Genomic DNA, 15,910 nt, shown 5'->3' on the forward strand with positions numbered 1-15,910 from the left:
CATACGCCCGTTCTTGGTCTGGGCGTATCGCATACGCCCTTCGTCAGTTCTTGCTTTGCAGAAGGGAGCACTCAATGATCGAGTCGCCAAGCCTGAATGCGCTGGCCAATGCTCGCCAGCTCGCCCCGTTTGCGTCGTGGGAGGCGGGCACGCCGCCGGCTGGCTACACGCGCCTGCCCATGGCCGACGCCGCGGCGCAGTTCTACCGCGACAATGGCTTTCTGGTGGTGGAAGATGCCTTCGACGCCGACGCCGTCGACGCGCTGAATCGCGAGGCCGCCGCGATCTGCCGGGGCGACCGTGGCGCGGTACGCGGGCTGGAGCCAGCCGCCCCCGACGAGTCCGACGTGGAAGTGCTGCGGCGCTACCTGTGCATCCACTTCCCGCACAAAATCTCGCCGGCCATGCACGATGTGCTGGCGCATCCCGCGCTGGTCGAGGTGCTCACCCGCATCATTGGGCCGAACGTCAAGTGCATGCAGTCCATGCTGTTCATCAAGGCGTCGGGCAAGCCTGGCCAGGCCTGGCACCAGGATGAGTTCTTCATCCCCACGCGCGACCGCTCGCTCGCGGGCGGGTGGATCGCGATGGACGACGCGACCGTGGAAAACGGCTGCCTGTGGGTCGTGCCCGGCTCGCACCGCCACGGCATTATCTGGCCGCAGCAGCGCCACAACGACCGCCGCTTCGACTGCACCGGCGAAGCCATGCAGTTCCCCTACACCGACGACGACGCGGTGCCAGTAGAAGTCAGGCGCGGCAGCGTGGTGTTTTTCAATGGCTACCTGCTCCATCGCTCGCTGCCGAACTACGCGCCGGGTGGCTTCCGCCGCTCGCTCGTCAACCACTACATGAGTGCCGAATCGCTGCTGCCGTGGTATGGCTTCGCGCCCGAGCAGGCTATCGCCACGGCAGACTACCGCGATATTGTGCTGGTGGCTGGGCGCGACCCGTATGCCTGGAAAGGCACCGAGGACCGCGCCAGCGCGCATGTGCGCCCAAGCGGCGAAGGCGGCTGCGGCAGCACCAGGCGCAACAGCGCCGCCATGAGCGCCGACGACGATGAGGATGATGATCATTAGGCGCTGCGCGGGCTGGCTTGCTCGGGCCGCAGGGCGGCTGCTTTTGCATTCAGACCAGTACAGGCTTTGAACCAGATTGCTCAGGCCGCAGGGCCGCTGCTTTTGCATTCAGACCAGTGCCAGCTTGAAGACAGCTTGCTCAGGCCGCAAGGCCGCAGGGTGCGCCGGCACCCTGCACCCCGGCCGGGGCTATCGCCCCTGGACCCCAAATTTGCTGCCGGTATCAAATGCGATTTTTGGCGCGCATGCCTCCGTTATGCCAAAAAGCTGGCAATGGACGATGAAAGTATAGTTGCCTTATATACGCCTCTAATCTGCTACATACTTTATCGTTTGATGCCGTGCCTTCATCCACAACGGAGGCATGACCGCAAATCATTTCGTTGGTGTACCACGCGCTTTAATACCAAATACGGGTGTATACTTACAGCATGAGACGACTGAAACTGGCTGAACATCTGACGGTTGAGGAACTCGGGCAGCGCTATCGCCAGGCCGCCGATCCTGTCGCTCGCAGTCATTGGCAGATGCTCTGGTTGCTGAGCCAAGGCCGTTCCCCTACCGAAATCGCACAGGTCTGTGGTTACTCGTTGACCTGGTTGTACGCGATTGTCCGCCGCTACAACGCCGATGGTCCTGACCACGTCGGCGACCGCCGTCATCACAACCCTGGCCAGGCTCCGCTGCTCTCGCCCGCCCTGCGTGCCGAACTCGACAAAGCCCTCGAAGGTCCTGCCCCCGATGGTGGCGTGTGGACTGGCCCGAAAGTCGCCGACTGGATGAGCAGCAAGCTCGCTCGAAAGGTACACGCGCCACGCGGCTGGGAAGTCTTGCAGCAGCTTGGTTATCGCTCCTATGTCCCGCGTCCGCGCCATATCAAGGCCGATACTGAGGCGCAAGAGCAGTTTAAAAAAACGCTTCCGCAAGCCGTCGCCCAGATCCAAGCCGAGCATCCTGACGCCAGCGTGGAGGTCTGGGGCGAGGATGAACATCGCATCGGCCTCAAACCGATCCTGCGGCGGGTCTGGTGCAAGAAAGGGCAGCGGCCACTTGTGACGGTTCAGCCGCGTTACAAATGGACCTACCTGTATGGGTTTGTCTGTCCGCAACGGGGCGAGAGTTTCTGGCTGCTGCTGCCACGGGTCGCGGTGGCAGTGTGGACGCTGGTGCTGGCCGAGTTTGCCGCTGCAGTCGGGGCTGGTCCGAGCAAACAGATTGTGCTGGTGATCGATCAAGCCGGCTGGCACAGTAGCAGTAAGGTGGTAGTACCGCAAGGCGTGCATGGAGTGTTTCAGCCGCCGTATTCGCCGGAGGTGCAGCCGGCCGAACGGTTGTGGACATTGAGCGACGAAGCGCTGGTGAATGAGCATTTCAGTGATTTGGACGCCTTGATTGAGGCACAAACAGAACGCTGCCGTCGCTTGCGTGAGCAGCCGGAGATCATTCGCACGCACACCCTCTTTCACTGGTGGCCCAAACCGACCATACCATAAGTGTTCACCCGTATTTGGTATAAGGGGTTCGGGGGAAGGCCCCGACCGGGGAGCGCAGAGGGCCGCGGTCGGCCCTTTGCCGCGGAGCGCGAGGGCGCGCAGCCCTCGCAGGAGTGAGCATGGAGCGCGAGGGCGCGCAGCCCTCGCAGGAGTATGAGCCGAGAACAGACATAACCGCTACGCTGACCGCTGGCATCAGGCGATGCATCTGATTGCCGTTTGAACTGCCTTCGAAAATGATGAATTTTTGTTCGTCCGATGCCTTGCCCCTATCCACAACGGAGGCATGACCGCAAATCATTTCCTCTGCGTACCACGCGCTTTAAGGGGTTCGGGGCAAGGCCCCGACCGGGGAGTGCAGAGGGCCGCGGTCGGCCCTTTGCCGCGGAGCGCGAGGGCGCGCAGCCCTCGCAGAGGTAGGGCGGACACACAGGTCCGCCCAGACAATATACAATGGTCCGCCCAGACAACGTCAAACGCAGAAGGAGCACCGCATGAAATTCGCCATCAACCTCCCCAACTTTGGCTCGTTCAGCGACCCCCGCCTCATCGCCGGGCTGGCCCGCGAGGCCGAAACCAGCGGCTGGGATGGCATGTTCATCTGGGATCATGTGATGTGGACGCACCCGCTGAACTTCCCGGTCGCCGAGCCGTGGGTGACGCTCGGCGCCATGGCCCTCGCCACCGAGCGCATCCGCATCGGCGCGATGGTCACGCCGCTGCCGCGCCGCCGCCCCTGGCAGGTCGCCCGCCAGGCCACCACGCTCGATCACCTCTCGGGCGGGCGGGCTGTGCTGGGCGTGGGCATCGGCGGCGACTGGTTTGGCGACTACAGCCGCTTTGGCGAGCCCGCCGACGACCGCACGCGCGGCGCGCAGCTCGATGAGGCGCTGGAAGTTGTGACCGGGCTGTGGAGCGGCGAGCCGTTCAGCTACGCCGGCACGCACTACACCGTGCGCGACACGCAGTTCCTGCCCGCGCCGCTCCAGCAGCCACGCATCCCGATCTGGGTCGCGGGCGTGTGGCCGGGCACCAAGCCCTTCCGCCGCGCCGCCCGCTACGACGGCATTGCGCCCATCCCCCGCAACGACGCGCCGCTAACGCCCGACGACGTGCGCGCCATGCTGGCCTACATTCAGCCGCACCGCGCCGCCGGCGGCCCCTACGACGTCGTGCTGTCGGGCGCGCCGCTGGCCCGCGAGCAATACGCCGCGCTGGCCGAGGCGGGCGCAACATGGTATCAGGATGGCTTTTTTGCTGAAGACAGCGCCGACGAAGTGCGCGCCCACATCCGCCGTGGGCCGCCTGCGCTATAATCGCAGCAGCGGAGAAGCCAGGGGAAGGAGAAAAGAATGCCCAGCCAGCCCGCAATCGATCAGCCGGATGCCCCGCGAGCCGGCGAGGAGCTGCCCGCCGAGGCATTATTCGCCTGCCTGCACACGCATCTGCCCGATCTCGCTGCGCCGCTGAGCATTGCGCAGTTCCCCGGCGGCTTCTCGAACCTGACCTACTTGCTGCGCGCGGGCGAGCGCGAAATGGTGCTGCGCCGGCCGCCGTTTGGCGCAAACATTCGCGGCGGGCACGACATGGCCCGCGAGTTTCGCATCCTGAGCGGGCTGCGGCCAGCCTACCCTAAAGTGCCGCGCCCGCTGCTCTTCTGCGACGACCCGGCCGTGCTGGGCGCGCCCTTCTACGTCATGGAGCGCGTCGCGGGCGTGATCCTGCGCGCCCCGCTGCCAGCCGGCCTTGCGCTCGCCCCCGAGCAGTTGCACGCCACCAGCCTCGCGCTGATCGATACCTTTGCCGAGCTGCACGCCATCGACTACGCGGCGGCCGGCCTGAGCGAGATCGGCAAGCCCGCCGGCTACACCGCGCGGCAGGTGGCGGGCTGGGCCAATCGCTACGCCGCCGCCCGCACCGACGACATTCCCGCGCTGGAGCAGGCCGCCGCGTGGCTGGCCGCGCACCTGCCCGCCGAAATCGCGCCCGCGCTCATCCACAACGACTTCAAGTACGACAATGTCGTGCTCGACCCACACGATCTGTCGCGCATCGTCGCCGTGCTCGACTGGGAAATGGCCACGCTGGGCGACCCGCTCACCGACCTCGGCACGACGCTGGCCTACTGGATGGAGCCCGGCGACCCGGCGGTGCTGCGCACATTTGGCATCAGCGCGCTGCCCGGCAACCTCGACCGGCGCGCATGGGTGGCGCGCTACGCCGCACAGAGTGGGCGCGACATTTCGGATGTGCTGTTTTACTTCGTGTATGGCCTGTTTAAGAACGCCGTGATCATTCAGCAGATCTATGCGCGCTTCCGCCAGGGCAAAACCCAGGATGCGCGTTTCGCCGGGCTGGACGTGATGGTGCGCGCCTATGGCGACCTTGCCGCCCGCGCAATCGCGCTCGGGCGCATCGACAGCTTGTTTGCATAATCTACTATCAAAAGCCTTTTCATGTACCACCAAGACACCAAGGCACCAAGAAGACCAATGGAAAGCTAAAGCTCGGTGTTCTCTGTGCTCTCTGTGGCCCAACTCTATGCAGTTTTATAATCCATAGGTTACGCCGATTTCACAGATCAGGCTTTTCCAGGCAAAACATAATCTGTGTAATCTGTGGATGATAGGCTGCGCTCCGCCGGAAGCAGGGGGCACAATACTTCTGCGGCTGGTACGTTTCTCCGACGCATTGTGCTACGGTATCTTTGCGGTGGCAGTTGCCGCCCAATGAACGTAAGGAAAGCACGATGCAACATATATCAGCACGGCGGCGCGCACAGCGCCAGCTTGCCATATCGCGGCTGGGGTTGGTAGTAGCTTTTGTTGGCTTTGCAACGCTGGCGGCGGCGCTGTTCTACCAGGGCAGCATCGCGCCAGCCCCCGCACTCGACCAGCCGGGCGCGCTGGCGCGCACTTTTGCCGCCAGCCCACTGGTGCAGATGAGCCTGTTCGGCGCAGTGGCGTTTGGCTATGCCTACTGGGTGCTCGATTTCACCTTTGGCCGCAAGCTCGACACACTGCCGCGCCTGCGTCGGGCCGGTTCGGCCTTGTTCGGGCTGGCGGTGCTGGCGGCCTTCGCTGGCTTGCTGGCTTGGAATCTGGCACTGCTGCACGGGGTGGCGTAAAATTCCACAGAAGCATTTATATACGCACCTTGCATTAGAGCATTGAGTGTTAAATCTGCGTAATCTGTGGATGATATCGCGATTATACGCCCAGCTGCCGTAGCTCGCCGGCAATTGCCCCGGGCAGCGCGTTCAGTTCGCTGGGGTTGGCGCGGCGCAAGGTATCGGCGGCGCGCAGCAGCAAGCCCAGCCGCGCCAGTCGCGCTTCTTCCGCGCGCCCGATTGGGCCTGGGGCGTCGTAGCCCTCGCGCACGCCCTGGCGGAATGGCTCGGGGTGGTGCGGCTGCAGTGCGTATGCCAGATCGAAGATCGGGTCGCCGCCAACGATTTCGCCCGGGCGGGTCAGCGCTTCGAGCTGCGTTGTTTCGCCAACCGTCACCAGCGCGCGGTGCGGCGCAACCGCGCCATGCAGCACCTGCGGGCGCGCGCACTCCAATGAAGGATGATCGATTGTGGCGGCAGCAAGCGCGGCAGCACCAGCCGCGCCCAGCAGCTCGGCGGCGCGCGGCCACAGATCGCCCAGCCAGGCGCGCAACGCCTCGGGCCAAGTGCGCGACGGCCAGCGCCCGCTTACGGCCGGTCGGCCAAAGCCCGCCGCCGCCACCTGATGCGAGCGTCGCAGCGTTCGCCCGACCTGGCGGGCCAGCACGCGCACGCGCGGCGCATCGGCCACCCAATCGAGCGGTGCGCCGCTGATGTAGCTTTCGAGCGCGTAGCTAAACGGAATCGTGCCCAGGCTGAGGTCGTGGGTAATCAGGCGCGGCACCGGCAGCGTTGTCGCGTTCAGTGCGCGCAGCCACGCCACCTCGGCGGCAAGGTCGCCTTCGGGCGCAAGCACCAGCAGAATATGGCTGCTGGCCGTGCTGATGCGCGCTTCGATTCGCGTGTTCGAGCTGCTGTGCAGCGCGGCGGCGCGTGGGCGCAGGTTCAGCGGCCCAACGATCTGCGCGGCGTAATCGCCCAGGTGCGCCAGCGCGCCCCGCCGCGCATCGGAATAGCTCGCGTCCTCGGGGTCGATATACTGATTCAAACTTTCCCACATGCGCCAGAGCATAGCACGAGCCCGCCGCCGACGCAAATTGGTGGCGGTGGTATACTTGCCGCGCCCCACAAACGCATAATCGGGGGTTGTGAAGCCAGGTTGCGGAAAGGAAAGCCATGGCGGCGCTAAGCATGGTGCTGGTGGGATTGGTCGCGCTGGAGCATGTGTATATTCTGTACATGGAGATGTTTGGCTGGGAAACGCCGCGCGTGCGGCGCAGCTTTGGCACCACGCCCGAGTTTGCGCGCGAAACGCGGGCGCTGGCCGCGAATCAGGGCTTGTATAACGGCTTTCTGGCGGCCGGGCTGATCTGGGGGCTGCTGCACCCTAATGCTGCCGTTGGCGTGCAGATTCAAATTTTCTTCCTGGCATGCGTGATTGTTGCGGCGATTTTTGGCGGCCTCACCGCCAAGCGCTCGATCCTGCTGGTGCAGGGTGGCCCGGCGCTGCTGGCCCTGCTGGCCGTGCTTGTGGCGAGGTTCCTATGATTGTTGCGCAGATCAGCGACACGCACATCACCACCGCCGACGCGCCGCAGGCCGCCGCGCTGGCCCGCACGGTTGCGCACCTGCTGGCGCTGCCCGCCCGCCCCGACGTGGTGATCCTCAGTGGCGACTGCACCGACAACGGCCGGCCCGAAGCATACCTGCTTCTGCGCGAGCTGCTGCGCCCGCTGACCATGCCGGTGTATGTCATTCCTGGCAACCACGACAATCGTGGCGAGCTGCTGGCCGCGTTTGGCCCGCAGGGCAGCGCGCCGCTCGATGGCTACGCGCAGTATGTGGTCGAAGCCGGCCCGCTGCGCCTGATCGCGCTCGATACCAATGTGCCGAACGCGGGTGGCGGCGCGCTGGCCACTGCGCAGCTCGAATGGCTCGACGCGCGCCTGAGCGAAGCGCCCGATCAGCCGACGCTGATTTTCATGCACCACCCGCCCTTTCTCACCGGGCTCGCGCCTTTCGACGCGATTGGCCTGGCCGATGCCGACGCCTTTGCCGCCGTGATCGACCGCCACCCGCAGGTCGAGCGGGTGGTGGCCGGGCACGTTCATTCCACCATCACGCGGCGTTTCGCGGGCACGGTGGCAATGACCTGCCCGGCAACGTCGTACCAGCTGCTGCTCGATTTTGCGCAGCCCGCGCGCGTGGTGGGCGTGATGGAGCAGCCGGCCTGTTTGATCCACACATGGGATGTTGCGGCCGGTCTGCTCAGCAGTGTCAGCCAGGTTGGCCCGCACGCCGCGCCGGTGACGCTGCACGATGGCGAGCGCTGGCAGGGATGATTTGTTTGCGGGTTACAGGTTTTGAAGATCGACAACCAGATTTCGAACCACGGAGTGGTCTTTTGTTGGCCCGCCAAAAGAATGGCGGCTTTTCAGACAAGGCACAGAGGCACGGAGTTTGGGAGTTGCAGATTTGCAGGTTGCAGCTTACTGCCTCCTGCCTCCTGCCTCCTGCCTCCTGCCCACTGCCTCCTGCCTCCTGCCTCCTGCCCACTGCCTCCTGCCCACTGCCTCCTGCCCACTGCTGTCGCTCATTCCACATTCAAACCTTCTGAACCTGCAACCTGCCAACCCCTTCACCCGCTGCAGCTGGCCGCGTTGCCCACCAGAAGCCGCCCGCGACCAGCCAGGCCAGCGCGACGCTCAGGGCCGTCCAGGCCAGCTCTTCGCCACGCGAGCCGTAGGTCTGCCCAAAGATCAGCGCGCTCGACGAGATGCTTGCGTGCATGAGGATCGAAAGCAGCAGGCTGCCACCGGTGTGCTGGTAGAGCCGCGTCAGCAGCAGCGCCCAGGCGGTGAGCAGCACCGGCCCAAGCAGCAGAACGAGCAGCCAGCCGACCCATCCCCGGTCGCCCAGCCCGAAGTAGTCGGCGTAGCCGTGCCACAGCCCGCCCCAGAATAGCCCCAGCAGCAGCGTTGCGCGGAGTGGCGAAGGTCGCTTGAGCAGGTGTGGCAGCAGCCAGCCGCGCCAGCCAAATTCTTCCATCAGCCCGGCCGCGATGCCCAGGCCAATGCCCGGCCCAAGCAGCCCGAGCATAGCAGGTGCGTCGGTATGGTAGCCCAGCAGCGCGCGCAGAATCGGCTGCAATGCCGTCGTCAGCGGGATGATCAGCAGCGCCAGCCACCACCAGCCAGCGCGCCAGTCGCGCAGGCGCTGGCCCAGTGCACGCATCCCCGCCGGCCCTTCCAACCACGCCGTGAGCAGCACGCCCACCAGCGACGGCCCCAGTCCTCCCACAGCGGCGAGCAGAATTGCGCTCGTCGGCGGGCTGTGCGTCATCCCGCCCGGCGGAATGACCAGCCACAGCAGCGACCAGATTCCCCATGACCAGGCCAGCGTCAGCACGAGGAAGATTGCAGCCGGGTGCTGCGCCGCCCACTGCTTCATACGCATACATGCCTCCTGGTACTATGCGACTGATCCAGCATCACAATAGCGAAAATTCGCCCCGCATCAAGGCCCGGATCGGCAACGCACGGTGAAGAAAGCATGCCTACAACCGGCGCGGCAGAAGCGAGTATAATAGCGCAGCGCCGCGCCTGCGGTAGCCCGGGAGATAATGCGATGGCGACCAACCCTGCACTGGAGCGCATGGGCTATGCACCCGACGACCGCCTGCTCATCTTTCATGCCGACGATATTGGTATGTGCCAGTCCACCTTGCCCGCGCTGGCAAATATGCTTGAGTTCGGGCTGGTGTCGTCGGCGGCGACGATGGTGCCCTGCCCGTGGTTCCCCGCCGCTGCCGAGTTCTGCCGCGCCCACCCCGGCGTCGATATGGGCGTGCACCTGACGCTCAACTGCGAGTGGCGCAGCTTCCGCTGGGGCCCGATCTCCACCGCCGACCCGGCCAGCGGCCTAATCGACGCCGAGGGCTATTTCTATGCCGCGCCCGCCGACACGATTGCGCACGCCGACGAGGCCGCCGTTGCGCAGGAGCTGGGCGCGCAGGTGCGGCGCGCGCTGGCGGCCGGCATCGACGCGACGCACCTCGACGCGCATATGGGCACGCCCGCGAGCCCGCGCTTCGCCCCCACGCACCTGGCGCTCGCGCAGGAGCACCGGCTGCCCGCCTTTTTCAGCCGCTATCACGGCGACTGGTTTCCCGAGCTGCGCCCAACGCTTGATCAGCTGGCGACCGAAGAGCGCCTGCTGATCGACAATGTGCTGATGCTGCCGCTCGACAACCCGAACGAGCAGGTTGCCCTCGCCAAGCGCATGGTCAGCGACTTGCAGCCCGGCATCACCGTGCTGATCTTCCACCCGGCCGTCGATTCGCCCGAGCTGCGCGCGATCGCGCCCGACTGGGCGAGCCGCGTGGCGAACTACCATGTTGGCCTGAGCATCGAGCTGCGCGAACACATCCGCAAATCGGGCGTGAAGCTGGTTGGCTACCGCCCGCTGCGCGACATGCTGCGCGCGGCGTAAGAGCGTGTTTGAGGATTTACCACCAAGGCACCAAGACACCAAGAGCAAAAATCGTCAATTGAAGGTTCAACCATAATTTCAAACCTTGGTGCCTTCGTGTCTTGGTGGTGAAAAAGGGCATTCTATCTCCATTCTGAAAAGGTTTTCGCGGGCAACGACGGCTGGGAGCACAATGATCATTCTCGAAACCGAGCGCCTGATCCTCCGCCACCTCGAGACAGGCGACACCGACGCGCTGTTCGCGCTCTACCGCGACCCCGAGATGCGGCGCTTTTATCCCGAAGGCACGCTTAGCCGCGCTGAAACCGAGGAAGAGATCGCGTGGTTTCTGAACGGCCACCCGCGCCATCCCGAGCTTGGCCTGTGGGCAACCATCCACAAGCCCAGCGGCCAGTTCCTCGGGCGCTGCGGGCTGCTGCCCTGGCAGATCGACGGCCGCGACGAGGTCGAGGTTGCCTACCTGATCGACAAGAATTTCTGGGGGCAGGGGCTGGCGACCGAGGCCGCAGGGGCGATTGTGCGCTATGCCTACGAGCGCCTGGGCCTCCAGCGGCTGGTCTGCCTGATTGAAGAAGGAAACGACGCCTCGATTCGCGTGGCCGAGAAGATCGGCATGCGCTTCGAGCGCGCCGCCGAAGATGAACACGGGCCGTTTCTGCTGTATACGCAGGCGCGGCCCCATGCTGCACCTGTGCTGGAACGGAGCGATGGAATGACCGCAGATTTCTACCGATACGACCGGATCGAGCCCGCCGTGGCCGCCCGTGCCGACGAGCTGCTGGCGCAAATGACGCTGGCCGAAAAAGTTGGACAGCTCACCCAAGTGGCCCCGCTGATGCCGGCCGGCAGCGACGCGCCGCCCGAGCTGAACGCCAATGCCAGGCCGGTCTGGCAGGTTGTGCCCGGCATCGACGCGCAGATCCGCAGCGGCGCGCTTGGCTCGCTGCTCAACCTGGCCGACCCCGAGCTGGTGAACGAGTTCCAGCGCGTCGCCATCGAAGAGTCGCGCCTGGGCATCCCACTCATTATCGGCAGCGACGTGATCCACGGCTTCCGCACGGTGTTTCCCATCCCGCTGGCCGAATCGTGCACCTGGAATCCGGCCTTGCTCGAACAGGCCGCGCGCGTAGCCGCCGAAGAAGCCTCGGCCCACGGCATCGACTGGTTTTTCGCGCCGATGGTCGATGTCGGGCGCGACCCGCGCTGGGGCCGCGTGGCCGAGGGTGCGGGCGAAGACCCGTTCCTATGCGGCGTGCTGGCCCAGGCCCGCGTGCGCGGCTTTCAGGCCGCCGGGCTGACCAGCGGGCGGCGCGTGGCGGCCTGCCCCAAGCACTACGCCGCCTATGGCGCGGCCGAGGCCGGGCGCGATTACAACACCGTCGATATTTCCGAGCGCACGCTGCGCGATGTCTACCTGCCGCCGTTCCAGGCCACCTTTGCGGCCGGCGCGGGCAGCGTGATGAGTTCCTTCAATGAGATCGGCGGCGTGCCGGCCACGATCAATTCGTTCTTGCTGCGCACCGTGTTGCGCGACGAGTGGGGCTGGCCGGGCGTGGTGCTGAGCGACTACGAGGCCGTGCGCGAGCTGATCCCACACGGCGTTGCCGCCGACCTGGCCGACGCCGCGCGCCAGAGCATGCTGGCCGGCCTCGACATCGACATGATGAGCAACGCCTACACCCGCCACCTGGCCGCGCTGGTCGAAAGCGGCGCGGTGCCGCACGATCTGGTCGACGCGGCGGTGTGGCGCGTGCTCTGCCTGAAGCTCCAGCTTGGCCTGTTCGAGCATCCCTACGTCGATTCTGCGCCGGGCGCGGCCAGTGTGCTCACCGCCGACTCGCGCGAGCTGGCGCTTCAGGTGGCGCAGGAGTCGATGGTGTTGGTGAAAAATGCTGGTGGCGTGCTGCCGCTGGTGCCGGGTGCGCAGCGCATTGCCGTAATCGGCCCGCTCGCGGATGCCCGCAGCGATATGCTGGGCACGTGGGTTCTGTTCGGCCAGGCCGATGACGCCGAGACCGTGCTCGACGGTTTGCGCGCCTACCTGAACGACACGCAGTTCACCCACACTGCCGGCTGCCCCATCCGCGCCGCCGCGCCCGCCGACCTCGACGCGGCCGTGGCTGCCGCGCGCGACGCCGACCTTGTACTGCTGGTGCTGGGCGAGGGCGCCAACATGAGCGGCGAAGCCCGCTCGCGCGCCGAGCTTGGCCTGCCCGGCCGCCAGCAGGAATTAGTAGACGCCGTGGCGGCGCTTGGCAAGCCCACCGTCGCCGTACTGATGACCGGCCGACCACTCGCCATCCCGCGCCTCGCCGAGCAGGTCGATGCGCTCTTGGTCGCGTGGCACGGTGGCATTCGCGCCGGCCGCGCCATAGCCGACCTGCTGTTTGGCGCGGCGAACCCTTCGGGCAAGCTCACCGCCGGCTGGCCGCGCAGCGAGGGCCAGCTGCCGTTCAGCTACGCCCACAAAAACACTGGCCGGCCTATGGAAGGCGCGGGCGTCACGCAGTTTGGCGAGCCCTTCAAGTCGCGCTATATCGACGTGCCGAACGAGCCGCTGTTCCCGTTTGGCTTTGGCCTGAGCTACACAACCTTCGCGTATCGCAACCTTGTCGTCGAGACGCCTGAGATCGCGCCCGACGGCGAGTTGCTCGTCACGGTTGAGGTGACAAACACGGGTTCATGCGCCGGCAGCGAAATCGCGCAGCTGTATGTGCGCGACCTTGTGGCAAGCGCGACGCGGCCAGTGCGCGAGCTAAAAGCCTTCGAGCGGGTGGCGCTCGACGCAGGCGAAGCGCGGGTGCTGCGCTTTGCCGTACCGGCCGAGTCGCTTGGCTTCACTGGCCCCGACATGCGCCGCCGCGTCGAGCCGGGCGCGTTTGCCCTGTGGGTCGGCCCAAGCTCCGCGGAAGGGCTGGAAGGCGCGTTTACGGTGCGGTAGAGTACCGTATGCATCCACAGATTACACAGATGGCACAGATTATTTTCTTTTGAAACAGCAATCTGCGTAATCTGTGCCATCTGTGTAATATTCACATTACTTTGTTTGGTGAAGAGAGAGAAGGAGTTCCCCGATGAACCGTTCGCGCCGAATGCGCGAGGCAAGCCTGTGCCTGCTATTGCTGCTAGTGCTCGCTGGCTGCGCATCCTCGCCCGCCGTGCCGACGCCCGCGCCGCCGGCTGCCAGCCCGCAAGCCGCCGCGCCAACTGCTGCCCCCACGGCTGCGCCCGCCGCCGAGTGGGCCGCCAAAACGCCGCCGCTTGCTACCAAATGGACCAGCGAGGTCGGGCCGGATAATGCGCTGCCCGAGTATCCGCGCCCGCAGATGGTGCGCGAGCAGTGGCAAAACCTGAACGGCGTGTGGGAGTTTGCGCCCGCCGCCGAGGGCGAAGCGCCACCTTTTGGCAAAACGCTGGCCGGGCGCGTGCTGGTGCCGTTCCCAGTCGAGTCGGCGCTGTCGGGCATTATGGAGCACCACGAGCGCATGTGGTACCGGCGCAGCTTCGAGACGCCCGCCGAGTGGAAAGGGCGCAGCGTTCAGCTCAACTTCGAGGCGGTCGACTGGGAAGCGACCGTCTACCTGAACGGCAAGCAAATCGGCGCGCACAAGGGCGGCTACGACGGCTTTAGTTTTGACATCAGCGCGCAGCTTCAGGACGGCGCAAACGAGCTCATCGTCGGTGTGTATGACCCGACCGACGGCGGCGGGCAGCCGGTGGGCAAGCAGCGCCTCAAGCCGGAAGGCATTTTCTACACCGCCTCCTCCGGCATTTGGCAGACGGTCTGGCTGGAGCCAACGCCCGCCGCGCACATCGCCCGGCTCGACATAACACCCGACCTGCCAGGGCAGGCGCTACGCCTCGTGGTGCAGGGGGCCGGCGCGAATGGCCAGAGCGTCGAAGCGGTGGCGCTTGATGGCGACATGGAAGTTGGGCGGGCCAGCGGCAAGGTTGGCGAAGAAATCCGCATTCCTGTGCCCAACCCCAAACCATGGTCGCCCGATGACCCGTTTCTGTACAACCTGCGCGTCACCCTCGGCGACGACAGCGTGACGAGCTATTTCGGCATGCGCTCGATTGAAGTCGCCAAGGTTGGCCAGTACCTGCGCCTGCTGCTGAACGGCTCGTTCGTGTTCCAGCTTGGCACGCTCGACCAGGGCTTCTGGCCCGATGGCCTGCACACCGCGCCCACCGACGAAGCGCTGCGCTCGGATATTCAGCAGCACAAAGACCTGGGCTTCAACCTCATTCGCAAGCACATCAAGGTCGAGCCGCAGCGCTGGTACTACTGGGCCGACAAACTGGGCCTGCTGGTGTGGCAGGACATGCCGGCGATGAAGACCGAAGCGCCGAGCGATGCCGCCAGGCAGCAGTTCGAGCTTGAGCTGCGCGAGATGATTGACGAGCATCGCAGCGTGACCGCAATCGTCGTGTGGGTGCCGTTCAACGAAGCGTGGGGCATCTACGACCCGGCGCGCATCGCCCGGCAGGTGAAGGAGTGGGACCCCAGCCGTCTGGTCGACAACAACAGCGGCGTGAACTGCTGCGGCAATGTCGATGGCCGCAATGGCGATCTGGTCGATTGGCACGTCTATGTCGGGCCGGGTGCGCCGCTGCCCTCGGCGACGCGCGCCTCGGTGCTGGGCGAGTTTGGCGGGCTGGGCCTGGGCATGAAAGATCACATCTGGCGGCCGGGCGATGGCTTCAGCTACCTCAACAAAGGCGACGCGCAAGAGCTGACCAAGCAGTATGTTCAGCTTATGACCACCGTCGAGCGGCTGATGACCAAGCTGGGCCTGAATGCCGCAATCTACACCCAGATCTCCGATGTCGAAACCGAGCTGAACGGCCTGCTGACCTACGACCGCGCCCTGCTCAAGCCCGACGCTGCCGCCGTCAAGGCGATCAACCAGCAAATCATTGCGACATCGAAAGAGATCAAGTAAACGCACGCTATTTGCGCTTCGGCGGCAAGCAAATTGCGTGCGTGTTTATCGCAAGCTAACGTATAATTGATACGCTTCCTGCGAAGAACGAACGCACGCAGCGTCGTAGTTATGGCCTTGCAGCAACGCTCTGCAGATAGTGGTCGCCCTCGGTTTGCAACCCGATCGCATCGTGTTTACGCCGTTCAACAAGGAGAAATGACACATGCGAACATGGCTCACGCCGCGCCGCCTGCTCAGCGGCGCACTTATTCTGCTGGTGCTGATCCAGCTTGTGCCAACCTGGCTGTGGAACACCAATCCAGCGGTGGTTTCGCAGCCGAAGTGGGACAGCCCGCAGACACAGGCGCTGGTACAGCGCGCCTGCTTCGACTGCCACAGCAACCAGACAAGCTGGCCCTGGTACTCGTACGTTGCGCCGGCCTCGTGGCTGATCACGCGCGATGTGATCTCGGGGCGGCGGCACCTGAACTTCGACGACTGGCAGACGGCGCTGGCGCGGCAGGATCGTTTCCCGCTCGATCAGCAGATTCAGCGCGAGGTGTCGCGCGGCGAGATGCCGCCGAGCTATTTCACCCTGCTGCACCCCAATGCCGTGCTCACCGATGCGGAAAAGCAGCAGCTCATCGATGGAATGACCAGGACGGTGCAGGCGAAATAGCTGGCCGTGCCGCGCAGGAAATTGCGGCAATGGGTTTATAATAGCGTAGCGAACTAGCGGATGTGGGCCACGTCGCCCGGAGTGGTGGGTTGGTGGCGGCGCGGCCGGCACTGGCCCACCATTCTGTC

At 65.2% G+C, this 15,910-nt stretch carries 13 protein-coding genes; 11 read left to right on the forward strand and 2 right to left on the reverse strand.

Annotated elements, in window-relative coordinates:
* Nucleotides 1–74: 74 nt before the first annotated feature.
* The 5 genes from M1P90_RS04695 (at nucleotide 75) to M1P90_RS04715 (ending at nucleotide 5,702) form a co-directional block, all read left to right on the forward strand.
* The gene (locus M1P90_RS04695) at nucleotides 75–1,082 is read left to right on the forward strand and encodes a phytanoyl-CoA dioxygenase family protein (RefSeq protein WP_483701495.1); all 1,008 of its coding nucleotides are present in this window, start codon (nucleotides 75–77) and stop codon (nucleotides 1,080–1,082) included.
* A gap of 431 nt (nucleotides 1,083–1,513) precedes the next feature.
* A complete protein-coding gene (locus tag M1P90_RS04700) occupies nucleotides 1,514–2,575 on the forward strand; it encodes an IS630 family transposase (RefSeq protein ID WP_483701496.1) in 1,062 nt (353 codons plus the stop codon).
* 494 nt (nucleotides 2,576–3,069) lie between these two features.
* Nucleotides 3,070–3,891: an LLM class flavin-dependent oxidoreductase gene (locus M1P90_RS04705; RefSeq protein ID WP_483701497.1), complete on the forward strand. Its 822-nt coding sequence runs from the start codon at nucleotides 3,070–3,072 to the stop codon at nucleotides 3,889–3,891.
* Nucleotides 3,892–3,927: 36 nt separating this feature from the next.
* A complete protein-coding gene (locus M1P90_RS04710; RefSeq protein WP_483701498.1) occupies nucleotides 3,928–5,010 on the forward strand; it encodes a phosphotransferase family protein in 1,083 nt (360 codons plus the stop codon).
* A gap of 314 nt (nucleotides 5,011–5,324) precedes the next feature.
* Nucleotides 5,325–5,702 carry a hypothetical protein gene (locus tag M1P90_RS04715; RefSeq protein ID WP_483701499.1) on the forward strand — a complete coding sequence of 126 codons (378 nt, stop codon included), beginning with the start codon at nucleotides 5,325–5,327 and terminating at the stop codon, nucleotides 5,700–5,702.
* 82 nt (nucleotides 5,703–5,784) lie between these two features.
* Here M1P90_RS04715 and M1P90_RS04720 read toward each other — a convergent pair whose 3' ends face one another.
* Entirely contained in the window at nucleotides 5,785–6,732 is a 948-nt protein-coding gene (locus M1P90_RS04720) for a phosphotransferase family protein (RefSeq protein WP_483701500.1), read from the reverse strand.
* Between the two features lie 128 nt (nucleotides 6,733–6,860).
* Here M1P90_RS04720 and M1P90_RS04725 point away from each other — a divergent pair, with 128 nt between their 5' ends.
* Together M1P90_RS04725 and M1P90_RS04730 are read left to right on the forward strand one after the other, a co-directional pair.
* Nucleotides 6,861–7,232 (forward strand): DUF1304 domain-containing protein, encoded by a 372-nt coding sequence (locus tag M1P90_RS04725; RefSeq protein ID WP_483701501.1) that lies wholly within the window; start codon nucleotides 6,861–6,863, stop codon nucleotides 7,230–7,232.
* Nucleotides 7,229–8,026 carry a phosphodiesterase gene (locus M1P90_RS04730; RefSeq protein WP_483701502.1) on the forward strand — a complete coding sequence of 266 codons (798 nt, stop codon included), beginning with the start codon at nucleotides 7,229–7,231 and terminating at the stop codon, nucleotides 8,024–8,026. The genes M1P90_RS04725 and M1P90_RS04730 overlap by 4 nt, the downstream gene beginning before the upstream one ends.
* A 262-nt stretch (nucleotides 8,027–8,288) precedes the next feature.
* Here M1P90_RS04730 and M1P90_RS04735 read toward each other — a convergent pair whose 3' ends face one another.
* Nucleotides 8,289–9,140, reverse strand: coding sequence for a CPBP family glutamic-type intramembrane protease (locus tag M1P90_RS04735; RefSeq protein WP_483701503.1), 852 nt, complete (start codon nucleotides 9,138–9,140; stop codon nucleotides 8,289–8,291).
* A gap of 171 nt (nucleotides 9,141–9,311) precedes the next feature.
* On the opposite strand from M1P90_RS04735, the gene M1P90_RS04740 reads away from it, so the two are divergent.
* From M1P90_RS04740 to M1P90_RS04755, 4 genes are all read left to right on the forward strand, one after another.
* The gene (locus M1P90_RS04740) at nucleotides 9,312–10,175 is read left to right on the forward strand and encodes a polysaccharide deacetylase family protein (RefSeq protein ID WP_483701504.1); all 864 of its coding nucleotides are present in this window, start codon (nucleotides 9,312–9,314) and stop codon (nucleotides 10,173–10,175) included.
* A 172-nt stretch (nucleotides 10,176–10,347) separates the two neighbouring features.
* Nucleotides 10,348–13,116, forward strand: a complete 2,769-nt coding sequence (locus tag M1P90_RS04745) for a GNAT family N-acetyltransferase (protein WP_483701505.1) — start codon at nucleotides 10,348–10,350, stop codon at nucleotides 13,114–13,116.
* A gap of 133 nt (nucleotides 13,117–13,249) precedes the next feature.
* The gene (locus M1P90_RS04750) at nucleotides 13,250–15,121 is read left to right on the forward strand and encodes a glycoside hydrolase family 2 protein (protein ID WP_483701506.1); all 1,872 of its coding nucleotides are present in this window, start codon (nucleotides 13,250–13,252) and stop codon (nucleotides 15,119–15,121) included.
* Nucleotides 15,122–15,326: 205 nt separating this feature from the next.
* Nucleotides 15,327–15,782: a heme-binding domain-containing protein gene (locus tag M1P90_RS04755; protein WP_483701507.1), complete on the forward strand. Its 456-nt coding sequence runs from the start codon at nucleotides 15,327–15,329 to the stop codon at nucleotides 15,780–15,782.
* Nucleotides 15,783–15,910 lie beyond the last annotated feature (128 nt).

This window comes from Kouleothrix sp. 19917, from assembly GCF_057073505.1.

Coding starts and splice junctions, on each gene's coding strand:
- M1P90_RS04695 (WP_483701495.1), top strand. CDS start 75: ATGATCGAGTCGCCAAGCCTGAATGCGCTGGCCAATGCTCGCCAGCTC.
- M1P90_RS04700 (WP_483701496.1), top strand. CDS start 1,514: ATGAGACGACTGAAACTGGCTGAACATCTGACGGTTGAGGAACTCGGG.
- M1P90_RS04705 (WP_483701497.1), top strand. CDS start 3,070: ATGAAATTCGCCATCAACCTCCCCAACTTTGGCTCGTTCAGCGACCCC.
- M1P90_RS04710 (WP_483701498.1), top strand. CDS start 3,928: ATGCCCAGCCAGCCCGCAATCGATCAGCCGGATGCCCCGCGAGCCGGC.
- M1P90_RS04715 (WP_483701499.1), top strand. CDS start 5,325: ATGCAACATATATCAGCACGGCGGCGCGCACAGCGCCAGCTTGCCATA.
- M1P90_RS04725 (WP_483701501.1), top strand. CDS start 6,861: ATGGCGGCGCTAAGCATGGTGCTGGTGGGATTGGTCGCGCTGGAGCAT.
- M1P90_RS04730 (WP_483701502.1), top strand. CDS start 7,229: ATGATTGTTGCGCAGATCAGCGACACGCACATCACCACCGCCGACGCG.
- M1P90_RS04735 (WP_483701503.1), bottom strand. CDS start 9,140: ATGCGTATGAAGCAGTGGGCGGCGCAGCACCCGGCTGCAATCTTCCTC.
- M1P90_RS04740 (WP_483701504.1), top strand. CDS start 9,312: ATGGCGACCAACCCTGCACTGGAGCGCATGGGCTATGCACCCGACGAC.
- M1P90_RS04745 (WP_483701505.1), top strand. CDS start 10,348: ATGATCATTCTCGAAACCGAGCGCCTGATCCTCCGCCACCTCGAGACA.
- M1P90_RS04750 (WP_483701506.1), top strand. CDS start 13,250: ATGAACCGTTCGCGCCGAATGCGCGAGGCAAGCCTGTGCCTGCTATTG.
- M1P90_RS04755 (WP_483701507.1), top strand. CDS start 15,327: ATGCGAACATGGCTCACGCCGCGCCGCCTGCTCAGCGGCGCACTTATT.